Annotated in this window: 14 protein-coding genes; 6 read left to right on the forward strand and 8 right to left on the reverse strand. The window is 64.6% G+C overall.

Translation table 11 applies throughout. The annotated features are described in order from the left end of the window. Positions 1 to 155: 155 nt before the first annotated feature. Both BCL93_RS09335 and BCL93_RS09340 read right to left on the reverse strand, forming a co-directional pair. A complete protein-coding gene (locus tag BCL93_RS09335) occupies positions 156 to 629 on the reverse strand; it encodes a Dps family protein (protein WP_112055016.1) in 474 nt (157 codons plus the stop codon). A 200-nt stretch (positions 630 to 829) separates the two neighbouring features. Next, on the reverse strand, positions 830 to 1,984 hold the full coding sequence (locus tag BCL93_RS09340; RefSeq protein WP_112055017.1) for a glycerate kinase: 1,155 nt from the start codon (positions 1,982 to 1,984) through the stop codon (positions 830 to 832). Between the two features lie 234 nt (positions 1,985 to 2,218). Between BCL93_RS09340 and BCL93_RS09345 the strand changes: the two genes are divergently transcribed. Together BCL93_RS09345 and BCL93_RS09350 are read left to right on the forward strand one after the other, a co-directional pair. Next, positions 2,219 to 2,779 (forward strand): hypothetical protein, encoded by a 561-nt coding sequence (locus BCL93_RS09345; protein ID WP_146742481.1) that lies wholly within the window; start codon positions 2,219 to 2,221, stop codon positions 2,777 to 2,779. Further along, positions 2,776 to 3,321, forward strand: a complete 546-nt coding sequence (locus BCL93_RS09350; RefSeq protein ID WP_112055019.1) for a hypothetical protein — start codon at positions 2,776 to 2,778, stop codon at positions 3,319 to 3,321. The genes BCL93_RS09345 and BCL93_RS09350 overlap by 4 nt, the downstream gene beginning before the upstream one ends. 15 nt (positions 3,322 to 3,336) lie before the next feature. Here BCL93_RS09350 and BCL93_RS09355 read toward each other — a convergent pair whose 3' ends face one another. Next, positions 3,337 to 3,759, reverse strand: a complete 423-nt coding sequence (locus BCL93_RS09355) for an HIT domain-containing protein (RefSeq protein ID WP_112055020.1) — start codon at positions 3,757 to 3,759, stop codon at positions 3,337 to 3,339. A gap of 503 nt (positions 3,760 to 4,262) precedes the next feature. On the opposite strand from BCL93_RS09355, the gene putA reads away from it, so the two are divergent. From putA to BCL93_RS09370, 3 genes are all read left to right on the forward strand, one after another. Then, complete coding sequence (gene putA, locus BCL93_RS09360) at positions 4,263 to 7,928, forward strand: bifunctional proline dehydrogenase/L-glutamate gamma-semialdehyde dehydrogenase PutA (RefSeq protein WP_112055021.1); 3,666 nt, start codon at positions 4,263 to 4,265, stop codon at positions 7,926 to 7,928. Positions 7,929 to 8,263: 335 nt separating this feature from the next. Beyond that, positions 8,264 to 9,022, forward strand: coding sequence for a sulfite exporter TauE/SafE family protein (locus BCL93_RS09365; protein ID WP_112055022.1), 759 nt, complete (start codon positions 8,264 to 8,266; stop codon positions 9,020 to 9,022). A 105-nt stretch (positions 9,023 to 9,127) separates the two neighbouring features. After that, on the forward strand, positions 9,128 to 9,262 hold the full coding sequence (locus tag BCL93_RS09370) for an entericidin A/B family lipoprotein (RefSeq protein ID WP_112055023.1): 135 nt from the start codon (positions 9,128 to 9,130) through the stop codon (positions 9,260 to 9,262). Positions 9,263 to 9,382: 120 nt separating this feature from the next. Here the strand turns inward: BCL93_RS09370 and BCL93_RS09375 are convergent, their stop codons facing one another. From BCL93_RS09375 to BCL93_RS09385, 3 genes are all read right to left on the reverse strand, one after another. Beyond that, complete coding sequence (locus BCL93_RS09375; protein WP_112055024.1) at positions 9,383 to 9,886, reverse strand: acyl-CoA thioesterase; 504 nt, start codon at positions 9,884 to 9,886, stop codon at positions 9,383 to 9,385. A gap of 204 nt (positions 9,887 to 10,090) precedes the next feature. After that, on the reverse strand, positions 10,091 to 11,401 hold the full coding sequence (locus tag BCL93_RS09380) for a short-chain fatty acid transporter (RefSeq protein ID WP_112055025.1): 1,311 nt from the start codon (positions 11,399 to 11,401) through the stop codon (positions 10,091 to 10,093). Between the two features lie 117 nt (positions 11,402 to 11,518). After that, positions 11,519 to 12,853: an MATE family efflux transporter gene (locus tag BCL93_RS09385; protein ID WP_258396268.1), complete on the reverse strand. Its 1,335-nt coding sequence runs from the start codon at positions 12,851 to 12,853 to the stop codon at positions 11,519 to 11,521. 181 nt (positions 12,854 to 13,034) lie between these two features. On the opposite strand from BCL93_RS09385, the gene BCL93_RS09390 reads away from it, so the two are divergent. Then, positions 13,035 to 13,373, forward strand: a complete 339-nt coding sequence (locus BCL93_RS09390) for a hypothetical protein (RefSeq protein WP_258396269.1) — start codon at positions 13,035 to 13,037, stop codon at positions 13,371 to 13,373. Between the two features lie 130 nt (positions 13,374 to 13,503). On the opposite strand, the gene BCL93_RS09395 is transcribed toward BCL93_RS09390, so the two are convergent. Both BCL93_RS09395 and coaD read right to left on the reverse strand, forming a co-directional pair. Next, positions 13,504 to 13,752, reverse strand: a complete 249-nt coding sequence (locus BCL93_RS09395) for a YfhL family 4Fe-4S dicluster ferredoxin (RefSeq protein ID WP_112055027.1) — start codon at positions 13,750 to 13,752, stop codon at positions 13,504 to 13,506. A gap of 67 nt (positions 13,753 to 13,819) precedes the next feature. Further along, complete coding sequence (gene coaD / locus BCL93_RS09400; protein WP_112055028.1) at positions 13,820 to 14,299, reverse strand: pantetheine-phosphate adenylyltransferase; 480 nt, start codon at positions 14,297 to 14,299, stop codon at positions 13,820 to 13,822.

Below are 14,299 nucleotides of genomic sequence, written 5' to 3' on the forward strand. Positions count from 1 at the left end.
TTCCTACCTTCTACGAGCCAGTGGGGCCACCTTCCCCGCCGACCATGCTTTGTACCTACAATTTTCACCTACACAAAGCTGTGCACATACAAAAACGCCGCCCGATAGGGGCGGCGTGTGTTTAGCCTTGCGATGTGACTCTCTGGCGGCAGGGATCAGCCAAGGTAGGCGTTGAGCATCCAGACGGTCTTTTCCTGCTCGCGGATGTAGTCACCCACTTGGGCGGCGGTGCCTTCATCATCGGCATCGGAGGCCAACGAGAGAATCTCTCGCTGCAGGCCGATCAGCGACTGATAGCCCTGCAGAATGCCGCGCACGCAGGACGTGCCATCGTGGATGTCCTTGTCTTCGGCGATGTCCGACATCTTCACGTAGTCGCTGTAGGCGTGCACCGGCGTGTGGCCCAGGGTCAGTATGCGCTCGGCGACTTCATCAACTTTGAGCAGCAGGTCGGTGTAGTACTCCTCGAACTTGGTGTGCAGTTCGAAGAACTGGTTACCCTTTACGTTCCAGTGATAGCCACGAACGTTCATGTAGAAGATCTGATAGTTGGCCAGCAGGGCGTTGAGGCGCTCGGCAAGCTGGCTGGCGCTGCTCTCGTGTAGCCCGATGGCATTGGTATCGGTCATGGATACCTCCTTGATCTCAAATGAGTTTGTCTGGCTTCATCGTATGATGTCGCGCTGTATCGCGATAACGAAATCTCGCCATCATCACCATAGTGCTGCCCTATGAGATGCCGGCGACGGCGGCCTTTTTCAAGGTCTTGCTGATGTACTCGCCGGTGAGTCCTCTCATGCACTCTCAAAGCACGGTCTAAAGAGCGCCCTTATTTATTGCCGGCCCGAGGCGTTGGCCAGGCCGCCAACAGGCACGCCAGGCTGCCGGCGCGGTCGGCGAGCAGCGTCGGCGTGCGTGCCAGGGCTTCATCGAGGGTCATCGGGCCGTCGGCCAGGGCGAAGGCGGCGCTGATGCCCTCTTCATGAGCGGCTTGCCAGCCGTCGCCAAGCCGTCCTACCAACGCGACCACCGGCACGCCCTTGGCGCGGGCGGCACGTGCGATGCCGACCGGGGTCTTGCCGGCCAGGCTCTGGCCGTCGAGCTGGCCTTCACCGGTGATCACCAGGTCGGCGTTGTCGAGCAGGGCGTTGAAGCCCACCTGTTCCATCACCAGGGTGATGCCGGGGCGCAGTTCGGCGCCGAGGAAGGCGCGGGCAGCGAAGCCCATGCCGCCGGCGGCGCCGGCGCCTGACAGCTCACGATGATCGTCACCGAGCTGGCGGGCGGTGAGGTCGGCGAAGTGGCCAAGCGCCGCATCCAGTGTTTGTACGTCGACGTCGCTGGCGCCTTTTTGGGGGCCGAACACGGCGCTGGCGCCGCGCGGACCGAGCAGCGGGTTGTCGACGTCCACCGCGGTCTCGACCGCAAGCCCGGCCAGTCGAGGGTCCAGGCCGTCCAGATCCAGGGTGGCGAGTTCAGCGAGTGCTGCCCCGCCAGGGGGAAGGGGCTGGTCCTGCGCGTCCAGCAGGCGCGCGCCGAGGGCGGCCAGCATGCCCGCGCCGGCGTCGTTGGTGGCGCTGCCGCCGATGGTCAGAAGCAGCCGCTCGGCGCCAGCATCGAGTGCCGCGAGGATCAGCTCGCCAACGCCAAAGGTGGTGCTGTGCAGGGCGCTGCGCTCCTGGCGTTCCAGGTGCTGTAGGCCACTGGCTTCGGCCAGCTCGATGAAGGCGGTGCAGTGCTCGGCCTGATAGCCCCAGGCCGCTTCACGCGGCCGCCCAAGGGCATCCTGTACCCGGGTCAGGTGGCGCTCGGCGCCGGTGGCGGCGAGCAGGGCATCCAGAGTGCCTTCGCCGCCGTCGCCCATCGGGCAACAGTGGGTCTCGGCATCGGGCAGGGCCTTGAGAATGCCCCGGGCCATGGCCTCGGCGGCGTCGCGGGCGGGCAGGGCATCCTTGTAGCTGTCGGGCGCGATCAGGATCTTCATCGAGGCTCTCGCAGTGGCGGAACGATCCTCTGATCATCCTCGACGCTTGCGTAAAAGGCCACCCTCCAGCCGTTGACGGGCAGTCGCCGGCGCTGTCTACGCAATCCATCTGGCGACATACACTGTAAGGAGCAAGACGGCGAAGCGGACAAGGCGAAGCAGGTGCGGAGCATGGAGCGACAAGGTGTGGGGAAACGTTGGCTAGGTGTATTGAAAAGCATAGGAACGGTCGGGATGGCAGCAATGCTGCTTGCCGGCTGTGCGAGCGGCCCGCCCCGGCTGCCCGATCACGCGAACTTGCCCGCCGCGGCCTGCCAGTGGACGGCCCCCGAGGCGGGGTCGTTCGACTACCTGCGACGGGTGATTGCCGCCCTCGAGGCGGATGATTTCGTGATCGTCGAATCCGAGGCCCGGCTTGGGCTGGTCACCGCCCAGCGCAGTCGAATACTGGCCGGTTATGGAATGCCCGGGTACCAGCCGCTGCCGTTCGGGCTATCGGGCTTCTTCGGGCTGGGAGGAGGGCATCATAGCGCCGGCATGGCGATCAATCTGAATCGCAGCTTCGGTGACGACCCCACCCAGGTCGAGCGCGTCTCCGTGCTCGCCCGCGACGCCCAGGTCAAGACCACACGGGATATTCAGGTCGTCGAGGCCGACGGGCGTTTGCGCAGTGGCCGGGTGGTCGCCAGCGACGAGTTCTGCCGCGCGCTGCATGAGGCCATCGACCGCCTGTCAGATCTTCAGCCTTCAGGTTTCCAGCCGCCAGACTTCAGACCAGAGGAGCGCACGCCATGAGCCTTGACCAAGGGGTGAAAGGCCATGGATCAAGGCGTTATGTGGCGCCCTGGTGGCGGCTGATCGCCATTCTGGTGATGGCGGCGTTTGCCGGCTGTGCCAGCTATCCCGAGCCACCCGAGGCCCGCGACGTGGTGGTGGCCGCTTCGCCCCGGCAGGTGCTAGCCGAGGGGCTGGCAGTGCTGATCGAGCGCGGTTTCGTGATTCGCCATGCCGATCTGGACCTTGGCCGCCTGGATGCGATGCTGGCGACCTGGCCGGGCTATCGGCTGCGTCTGGATGCCTTGGCTAATGGTGAGGGCGCGACCCGGCTGTCGGTCAGTGGCTACCGCGGCCGCCAGCCGCTGGCGCCCGAGAGTCTCGATGCCTTGCTGGCCGAGCTGTTGGCTAAGTTGCAGGCGCGGCGGCCTGCGGATATTCAGTTCCTGTTACCGTTGGCCATGCCGCTGACCAGCGGCCTTGACCCCAGCGGCACGGACACGAGAGGCGTACCATTGCTTGACGGCCCGAGGCCTGAAACCGCTTCGTCCTTCGGCGGCTGAACCCGATGTCGCGGCTCAGCTCAGTCCGCTTTCCTTCAGACAATTCTCGAGGCACGCTCGCATCGCCGCTTCCTGCGTGGGGTCATAGGCAAGGGCGCTGCCTTGTCCCCACACCGGCCCCGGCCAGGCATCATCGCCTTGGTGGCGCACGATCAAGTGCAGATGCAGCTGAGGCACCATGTTGCCGAGTGTGGCCAGGTTCAGTTTGTCCCCTTTCCGGGCGGCCATCAGCGCCTTGCCCAGCGCGGTCGCTTCCTTCCATAGCTGGGCCTGATCATCCGCCGACAGCTCGTAGACCTCGCGGATATCGCCGCGGCGTGGCACCAGCACCAGCCAGGCGTAGCGGGCGTCATTCATCAGTCGCACCTGGCACAGCGGCAGGTCGGTGATGGGCAGAGTGTCGGCGGCAAGCCGCGGGTGCAGGGTGAAGTCGCTCATCGCTCTCTCGATTCAGTGGAGGTGGCGGAATTCGTCATCCGCGATCAACGGCGGGGAATGCCGCCTTGGACGGGCTCACGCGCAAGCGGCCGGAGATTGTCATGTATCTCGATGTCGATCAAGTGATCCAGGTGCTGCCCTGGCGGCCCTGAATGGCGACGTCACCCGATGCCTGCATGCGCCTTTATATCACCGCCTGACGCTGGCCGAGCGCCAGGGGCTCTCAAGCAGCCCGCGGCCTGTCATGGCGCCGGTGAAACCCTGGTCATGGAGCTGGCTATCTACCGGATGAGCGGCTTACCGCGGCGATGAGTGGAATAGACTTGACTGGCGTTCTCCCGGGATAAGGCCGTAACCTGATAAGAGCAGGTCACAACTCTGTGGCGTAAACGGCGTGCGCAACCTGAGTCGGGACGCCTAAGCTAGTTAACGGTCTTTTGAAAAACGAAAACAACCGAGCTGTCGTGTCGACGTTGCGCAGCGGCTGATATGGGAGAACGACGATGAATGAAGTGACAACGCCCCAGGACGGTAACGTGAGCGAGTTGCGCTCGCGCATCCGTGCCCACTATGCGGCCGACGAGGCTGCCGTGCTGGGCGGGCTGGTCGAACGTATCAAGTTGTCGGAGGATGATCGCCGCAAGGTGGCTGCCGTCGGTGCCACCTATGTGGAACGGGTGCGCAAGGAAACGTCGCCCTCGATGATGGAGGCGTTCCTCGCCGAATACGGCCTTTCGACAGAAGAAGGCGTCGGCCTGATGTGCCTGGCCGAGGCGCTGCTGCGTGTGCCCGACGCGGAGACGATCGACGATCTGATCCACGACAAGATCGAGCCGTCCGACTGGGGCGCTCACCTGGGCAAGTCCTCTTCATCGATGGTCAATGCCTCCACCTGGGCGCTGATGCTGACCGGCAAGGTGCTGGAAAATGATCCCAAGGGGCCGGTGCGGGCCCTGCGCGGTCTGGTCCGCCGGATGGGCGAGCCGGTGGTGCGCACGGCGGTCGGTCAGTCGATGAAGATTCTTGGCCGTCAGTTCGTGCTGGGCCAGACCATCGAGGAGGGCATGAAGAATGCCCGCGAGCTCGAGAAGCAGGGCTATACCTACTCCTACGACATGCTGGGCGAGGCGGCGCGTACCGACGAGGATGCGGTGCGCTACCACAAGGCCTACGCCAACGCGATCGCCGCCATTGCCAAGCGGGCCAAGGGCGATGTGCGCGGAAGCCCGGGCATCTCGGTGAAGCTCTCGGCGTTGCATCCGCGCTATGAATACACCCACCGTGAAACGGTGATGGCCGAGCTCCTGCCCCGCGCCCAGGAACTGGTGAGGCAAGCGGCCAAGGCCAATATCGGCTTCAACATCGACGCCGAGGAACAGGACCGCCTGGACCTGTCGCTGGATGTGATCGAGGAGCTGTTGGCCGACCCGAGCCTCAAGGATTGGAACGGCTTCGGGGTCGTGGTGCAGGCCTACGGGCGTCGTGCCGCGCCGGTGATCGAAGCACTCTACGAGATGGCTGAGCGCTACGACCGCAAGATCATGGTGCGACTGGTGAAGGGCGCCTACTGGGATACCGAGATCAAGCTGGCGCAGGAGATGGGCGTCGACACCTTCCCGGTCTTCACCCGCAAGGTCAACACCGATGTCAGCTACATGGCCTGTGCTCAGTTGCTGCTCGATCGTCGTGACCGCATCTATCCGCAGTTTGCCACCCACAACGCGCATACCTGTGCCGCCATCGTCGCCATGGCGGGTGACGACAAGGATAGCTACGAATTCCAGCGCCTGCATGGCATGGGCGAGTCGCTGCACCACATCGTCAAGCAGTCGGAAGGCACGCATTGCCGCCTCTATGCGCCGGTCGGCGCCCACCGTGATCTCCTGGCCTACCTGGTGCGCCGCCTGCTTGAGAACGGGGCCAACTCCTCGTTCGTCAACCAGGTGGTGGATGACTCGATTCCCGCCAGCGAGGTGTCAAATGACCCCGTTGCCGAAATGCAGGGCCTGGGCGAGACCATCGCCAGCCCGTCGATTCGCCAACCCGGTGAACTCTTTGCGCCCGAGCGCAAGAATTCACGCGGCTTCCGCATCAACGAGCCTGCCTCGATTCAGTCGCTGATTGCGGGCCGTGAGGCGTTCGCCGATACCACCTGGACCGCCGCGCCGATGCTTGCCGGCAGTCCAGCGCCGCAGGGGCCTGGCCGCGATGCGCTGTCCCCCGCCGACGCGTCGCGTGTGGTCGGCCAGGTGCATGAAGCGACCCCGGACGAGGTGGCGTCTGCTCTCGACGCCGCTGAGGACGGCTTCCGCGACTGGTCAGAGCGGCCGGCCTCCGAGCGCGCCGCCGTGCTGCGCCGTACCGCCGATCTCTACGAGGAACACTTCGCCGAGCTGACCGTCATCACGACCCGCGAAGCCGGCAAGATGATCTTCGATGGCATCGCCGAGGTACGCGAGGCGGTGGATTTCCTGCGCTACTATGCCAATGACTGCGAACGGCTGGAGGCGGAAGAGCCCGGCAAGGCACGTGGCATTTTCGTCTGCATCAGCCCGTGGAACTTTCCGCTGGCCATCTTCACCGGCCAGATCGCCGCAGCGCTGGCGGCTGGCAACGCGGTGCTGGCCAAGCCCGCCGAGCAGACGCCCCTGATTGCCGCCCGTGCCGTCGAACTGATGCGCGAGGCCGGCCTGCCGGAGGCGGCGCTACAGCTGCTGCCGGGCGATGGGCCGACGGTCGGCGGGCCGCTGACCAGTGACTCGCGGATCGCTGGCGTTTGCTTCACCGGTTCGACCGAAGTGGCACAGATTATCCACAAGGCGCTGGTGCAGAACGCGGGCCCGGATGCGGTGCTGATCGCCGAGACCGGCGGCCTGAATGCGATGATCGTCGACTCGACGGCGCTGACCGAGCAGGCGGTGCGCGACATCCTGATTTCATCCTTCCAGTCGGCCGGCCAGCGGTGTTCGGCGCTCAGGATGCTCTATGTTCAGGAAGAGGCGCGAGAGCGGCTCTTGTCGATGCTCGATGGTGCCATGGATGCGCTGGTTATCGGCGACCCGTGGAACACCGACACCGACGTCTCGCCGGTGATCGACGCCGACGCCAAGGCCGAGATCGGCGGTTATCTGGACGCGCAGGAAAAGGCCGGCAAGGTACTCAAGAAGCTGCCGGTGCCGAACGATGGCACCTTCGTCAGCCCGGCGGTCGTCGAAGTCGGTGGCATCGAGGATCTCGAACGCGAAATCTTCGGCCCGATCCTGCACGTGGCCACGTTCAAGGCGCGGGATATCGACAAGGTGGTCGACGCGATCAACGACCGGGGATACGGGCTGACCTTTGGTCTGCATACCCGCATCGACGACCGCGTGCAGCAGATCGTCGGGCGCATCCGGGTCGGTAACGTCTACGTCAACCGCAACCAGATCGGCGCCATCGTCGGCTCCCAGCCCTTCGGGGGCGAAGGCCTCTCGGGTACTGGGCCCAAGGCCGGCGGCCCGCTCTATGTCAACCGCTTCCGCCGCACGGCCGCCGCCGAGCGCCTTGAGGCACCCAAGGGCGAGGCCGTATCTCTCGGGGCGCTGCAGTCGGCCCTCGACGGCCTGGATGCGCGTAACTGGGCGGCGCGACCCGACCGGGTCGAAGTGCTGCGCAAGGTGCTCTCCGGCAAGGGGGGCGTGATCCGCAAGGCGCTCTCCGAGACCGCTTCCCTGGACATGACCCCGCAGACGCTGCCGGGGCCGACAGGCGAGAGCAACCGGCTGGCGATGTATGCGAAGGGCCCGGTGCTGTGTCTCGGGCCGACCCTCGATATCGCCATCGCTCAGGCGGTTCAGGCGCTCGGCGTGGGCTGTCCGGCGGTGATCGTGGTACCCGGCGCGACGCAGGCCGTGCAGGCGCTTAAAGAGGCCGGCGTGCCCGTCGCTGCGCTCGACGGCAGCATCGCGGCCGAGACGCTGAGCAAGGTCAAGGGCATCGCGGCCGTGGCCGCCACCGGTGCCAGCGACTGGAACCGCGAGCTGCGCCTTGCGCTTGCCCAGCGTGAAGGCCCCATCGTAACGCTCGAGACGCAGACCATCGCGCCGGAACGCTACGTGGTGGAGCGCCACCTGTGCATCGACACCACCGCTGCGGGCGGTAACGCCAGCCTGCTGGCGACGGCCGAATAGCCACCTAGCAGGGGCGGCCCGCTGGGGTCGCCCCATTTCCCCCAACGCATTTCTCCCTTCCAAAAGCTCCCGTATGACGCCAAGGCGCATACGGGAGCTTTTGCGCGCCTTGCTGGCTCCGGCACTCTTGCCACGCACGCGTTTCAGCACGCCGGTCAGACCACCGCTGCCGGTTTGTCTGGTGGTGCCGGCATCGTCTGAGTGCGATACGCTCCTTTGTCGATTCGTGTCATCATTTGCCCAGATTTCGGGACGATAATTCCTAACGGCCTTTCCTCAAGACATGTCATCAGGACAGCCCCTAACGACACTGCGATCGTCACAGCGGAGGTGACATGACGGCATTCCCAAGCCTTTACGATGCCCTGGCCCTGATTGCCCTTGGCGGTTTGGCCGGTTTCATCAACGTGCTCTCGGCGGGCGGCTCGATGCTGACGCTGCCGCTGCTGATGTTCCTGGGGCTGCCGCCGCAGGTCGCCAATGGCACCAATCGGGTGTCGATCGTCTTCCAGAGTCTTTCGGCGGTGGGCAACTTTCGCCGCGCCGGGGCCAGTCAGGTAGGGCTCAGCCTGCGCCTGGCGGTACCTGCGGTGGTAGGCTCGCTGCTCGGCGTCTGGCTGGCGCTGCAGGTCAGCGATGCGCTCTTCGAGGCGGTGCTGATCACGGTGATGGCGGCCAGTGCCCTGATGATGCTGCTGCCCCAGCCGCAGCTCGAGACCCGGCCACTGACCCGCGAACGTCTGACGCCGCTGGTCTACCTGGCGATGTTCGCGATCGGCGTATACGGCGGCTTCATCCAGGTCGGGGTGGGGGTGCTGTTCATCGTCGTGCTCTACCGGCTGCTGAAGATCGACCTGACCCAGGTCAACGTCTTCAAAGTCTTCATTATCTTGATTTACACCCTGCCGGCGCTGGCGCTGTTCCTGTATCACGACCAGGTGCGCTGGAGCTATGGCCTGCTGTTGGCGGTGGGTAGCATGAGTGGTGCCTGGCTTGCGGTGCGGGTCAACATGGGCCCTCGCGGGGCGCTATGGGTCCGCTGGCTGACGCTTGCGATGATCGGGGCCATCATTGTGCGCCTGGTGATTGGTTAGCGCTGTTGGGGCTAGCACGGTCGTATGGGGCGTGCGCTGCAAAGAGTGCTAATGTAGTAGCGATAGCTTGCGAATTTACCCATGCCACTCGATGAGGACATCACGATGACACGATTGATTGCCCTGACGTTCCTGACCCTGTTTTCCGTGTCGCTGCTGGCCGGCTGTAACACCATGCGCGGTGCCGGCGAGGACATCCAGCAGGGTGGCCAGGCGATCGAGGACGCGGCCGAAAGCTAGGCCACGCATCGATAGCGATAGCCATGACGCTGACGGCGAGCGAGATCGTCATGGTGAGCGACAACCAAGCGGGGCAGGCCATGGACCTGCCCCGCTTGGTTGTGTGGATCGGAAACCTGGTTACGTAGCGGACGTACGAGAAGCATTCAGGGCCGCCTGACGCTCGGCGTAATAGCTTTCCTGGGTTTGGCGTGCCTCTTCCTCGGCCTGCTTGCGCAGCTTCTTGCGCAGTGCGGCCTTCTCGAAGCGCAGCTGCTGGATCGGGGTTTCCAGCGGTAGCGGCGGTACCTCGGCCGGCTTGCCGTCGCCATCGACGGCCACCATGGTCAGGTAGCAGCTATTGGTATGGCGGATCAGGCGTTCCTGAATCGATTCTGCGACCACCTTGATGCCGACTTCCATCGAGGAGCGGCCGACGTGGTTGACCGACGCCAGGAAGGTGACCAGCTCGCCGACGTGGATCGGCTGGGAAAACTTCACCTGATCCACCGACAGGGTCACCACATAGTGGCCGGAATAGCGGCTGGCACAGGCGTAGGCGACCTCGTCGAGCTTCTTGAGGATGGCGCCGCCATGCACCTTGCCGCTGAAGTTGGCCATGTCGGGGGTCATCAGCACGGTCATCGAGAGTTCGTGCTGGCGGGGTAGGTCGTTGTGACTCACTGTGGGCTCCAGGGGATGGGAGGCAGAATGCTTATTCTGCCTCCCATCATAGCGTGTTGCCCCCGTGCACAGGTAGGTCACCCTTGGCACGCCTAGCGACCGAGCCTGGCCCTTGGCCTTGGCAAGGGTGGGCGGGCCCTAGCGAGTGGCGATCCTATGTGGCTCCTACAGGTAGGTGAGGCCCAGCGCGATGATGGCGCCGCTGATGAACAGCTGGATCAGGCAGTAGCCCATGATGTCCTTGGCCTTGAGGCCGGCGATGGCCAGCACCGGCAGCGCCCAGAAGGGCTGCAGCAGGTTGGTCCAGGCGTCGCCCCAGGCCACTGCCATGGCGATGCGCGGCACATCAGCACCAAGCGCCGCCGCTGCCGGCAGCATTACCGGTGCCTGAACCGCCCACTGGCCGCCGCCGGAAGGCACGAACAGGTTGACCACGCCGGCGCTGATGAACGACCAGAAGGGCAGCGTCTCGGCACTGGCGAAGGAGACGAAGGCTTCCGACAGGGTCTGGGCCAGGCCTGACTGCACCATGATCGCCATGATGCCCGCATAGAAGGGGAACTGGATGACGATGCCAGCGCCGCCCTTGATGGCTTCCTGAAGGCTGGCGAGCAGCCGGCGCGGCGTGCGATGCAGCACGATGGCCAGGAACAGGAACAGGAAGTTGACCACGTTGAGGTTGAGGCCGCCGCCGCGCAGCACGAAGTGGTCAAGCAGGAACAGCAGCCCGGGAATGCCGACCAGCCAGGCCAGGGCGCGGCTGTTCTCGAGGCGCTCGGCCGGGCGAGTGATGCGCACGCGGGTTTCCTGCTCTTCCTCCAGCAGCGCCGGGTCGACGTAAACGCTCTCGTCTTCGCTTGGCAGCATCAGGCGGTTGACCAGCGGCACGCTGACCAGCAGCACGGCGACGATCGCCAGATTGAACCAGGAGAAGATAGTCTCGGAGGTGGGGATGACGCCGATCTGCTCGACGCTGAAGTGGCCTTCGGTGGCGATGGTCAGCGGGATCGAGCCGGCAAGCCCTGCGTGCCAGATCAGAAAGCCCGAATAGGCACTGGCCACCAGCAGGCGGTAGTCGACGCGGACCTGGCGAGCCAGCTCCTTGGCGAACAGCGCCCCCACCACCAGGCCGAAGCCCCAGTTGATCCAGCTGGCCAGCAGCGAGACCACGGTCACCAGCACGATGGCGCTGCCGGCGTTCTTGGCCTTGCCGGCGAGCCCTGACAGTACGCGCTTGACCGGCGGCGTGTTGGCGAGCATGAAGCCGGTGATCAGTACCAGCAGCATCTGCATCGAGAAGGTCAGCAGGTTCCAGAAGCCGTCGCCCCAGAAGCGCAGCACGTCCAAAGGTGTCTGACGTTCGACCGCGATGGCCGCTACGGCGGCAACCAGCGTCAGCAGCAGCACGAAGATATACGGATCCGGCAGGTAGCGCTCGACCAGCTTGACGGCCGGCCGCGAGAGAAACTTGAGCATGATCGTGGTCTTCTTGTTAGTGGGTGTAGTCAGTTAGTGGGTGAAGTCAGTTAGTGGGTGTAGTCAGTGAGTTAGCGAATTAGGTGCACCACGGTAGCGGATTAGGCGGCGAAGGGACTATCGACTATGGTCGCCCCCGGCGATCCAGACATAGCGACGGTAATGCAGGTAATAGGCGCCCAGAGTGGCCGAGCGCACCAGCATGAAGGTACTGAAGGCAAGCCATAGCCCGTGATTGCCCATCGGCTGGGTGAGCCACCATAGCGGCAGGTAGACGGCGAGGCCGACGAAGATGCTGTTGCGCATCTCTCGGGTGGCGGTGGCGCCGATGAAAACGCCATCCAGCAGATAGCTCCATACTGCGAGCAGCGGCATCAGCACCATCCAGGGAAGGTAAGTGGCCGCCGTGGCCCGCACCTCGGGCAGGTCGGTGAGGAGCGCGATTAGTGCCTCGCCGCCCAGCGCGAACGCCAGCATGGCAGCGGCGGCGATGGCCAGCGAAAAGCGCCCGGCGCTGCGTACCGCGGCGGCGAACTCGTCCCAGCGCGCCCTTCCTACGGCACGCCCGGTAAGCGCCTCGGCGGCATGGGCGAAGCCATCCAGGCCGTAGGAGGTGAGCATGATGAACTGCAAAAGGACCGCATTGGCCGCCAGCACCGTATCCCCTTGGCTGGCGCCCTGGGCGGTAAAGAAGGCCATCGCGAACAAAAGGCCCAGCGTGCGCAGAAACAGCTGGGCATTGACCGCGAACAGCGCTTGATAGGCGCTGAGGGCGACCAGCCGCGCACGATCGAGCTGCCCGCCCAGGGCGCCGAGCTGGCCCCTCACCAGCCACAGGCCCGCGATCAGCGCCGTGTAGTCGGCGATCACCGTGGCCCAGGCCACGCCGTCGCTGGTCATGCCTAGCCCCACCACGAACCACAGGTCGAGCGCGATATTTACACTGTTGGTCAGCACCATCAGGATCAGGGTGACCCGCGAATTCTGCTGGCCGAGAAACCAGCCAAGGATCGCGTAGTTGGCCAGCACCGCAGGCGCGGAGAGGATGCGAATGCCCGCGTACTCGTGGGCGAGTGCGGTGGCCTGGGCGCTGCCGTCGAGCAGCATCAGGCCCAGCTTGATCAGTGGTGTCGAGAACAGGATCAGCCCCGCGCCGATCACCGCGGCCATCACCAGTGACTGGCCGAGCAGGGTGCGCACCTCGGTATCGTCTTCCCGGCCAACCGCCTGGGAGGTCATGCCGGTGGTGCCCATGCGCAGGAAGCCAAAGCCCCAGTAAAGGAAGCTGAACAGGGCGGCGCCCAGCGTCACCGCCGCCAGATAGCGGGAGTCCGGCAGGTGACCGACCACTGCGGTATCGACCAGCCCCAGCAGCGGGACGGTGATGTTGGAGAGGATGATCGGCCAGGCCAGGGGCCAGATGCGCGGCGCAGCGGTGCGTTGAGTGGACAAACCGTTTCCTCGATCGAACCAGTGGGTCGGCAGCATACCCCAGGTGCTGGCATGCCTCAGTCCTGACAGCATACCTTGGTGGTTAGCAGGCCATCTCGACCGCTAGTCAGGCGGGCAACCGTACTACACTGCGGGTGGTTCTATCATTCGCAACGCTGGCTGATACGAGGAGCGACTCAGCATGCACAAGATCAGGACGATACCCGGTGTGATGCCCGCAGTGATGGCCCTGGCACTCCTGCTGGGCCCTATCCTTGGGAGCGAGGCGGCGCAGGCGGTAGAGCCTCGCCTGGAGCAACAGCCAAGTGGCGGGGCGATGGTCGCGGATGCGCTGGTGGCCCGGCCGCTGCTGGCGGTGGCCACCGTGGGCGGAGCCGCGGTGTTTCTGGTGTCGCTGCCGTTTTCGGCGCTGGGCGGCAACGTGGATGAAGCGGCCAAGACGCTGATACTGACGCCCGCCGAGGCGACCTTCCGGCGCTGTCTGGGGTGTCGTATCAGCAAGCGGCGCGACGAATTCTAGCCAGTGACGAAGCCTGGCATCGCCCCTGGCATCGCCCCGGGCATTGCCCTTGGCACATTGCCACAACGCAAACGCCCCGCAGGGCGGGGCCTGCAGGGCGTTTGGGAAAGTCAGATAAATTCGGGCAAGCTCAGGCGGCGGTGATGGTGTGGTACTTGTCCATCAACTGCTCTTGGGTTTCCTTGCGCGCCGGGTCCAGCGGGATGCAGTCGACCGGACAGACCTGCTGGCATTGAGGCTCATCGAAGTGGCCGACGCATTCGGTGCACAGGCTGGGGTCGATGACGTAGATCTCTTCCCCCGGCGAGATAGCGCCGTTGGGACATTCGGGTTCGCAGACGTCGCAGTTGATGCACTCGTCGGTGATCATCAGGGACATAAAGGTTACTCCAGGAAAGGGGCTGCTCGGTCAGGAGCGTGGGCCGGCTAATATCCGAGTAAAACGCTCAGTTATTATAACGAGCATTCAGGGCTTCGACGACCCTGGGGTGAACGAGTTTCGAGACATCGCCGCCGAGCTTGGCGATCTCGCGCACCATTGTCGAGGAGATGTAGGAGTTCTCGAGTGCCGGCGTGAGGAAGACGCTTTCCACATCCGGCGCCATGGCGCGGTTCATGTTGGCCAACTGCAGTTCGTACTCGAAATCCGAGACAGCGCGCAGCCCGCGCAGGATGATTCGCGCCTGGTGCTGGGCCAGGAACTCGGTGAGCAGGCCTGAGAATCCGGTGACCTCGACGTTGGGCAGCTTGGACACCACCTCCCGGGTCAATGCCACCCGGGTGTCCAGATCCAGCGCCGGCTGTTTGCCGGGGCTGGCTGCGATGGCGATGATCACCTTGTCGAACATCCTGGCGCCACGCTCGATCAGGTCAAAGTGACCGTTGGTGATGGGGTCGAAGGTGCCGGGATAGACCACGATGTTCAT

The sequence above is a fragment of the Onishia taeanensis genome (assembly GCF_003268885.1).
In the GTDB taxonomy this organism is placed as follows: domain Bacteria; phylum Pseudomonadota; class Gammaproteobacteria; order Pseudomonadales; family Halomonadaceae; genus Onishia; species Onishia taeanensis_A.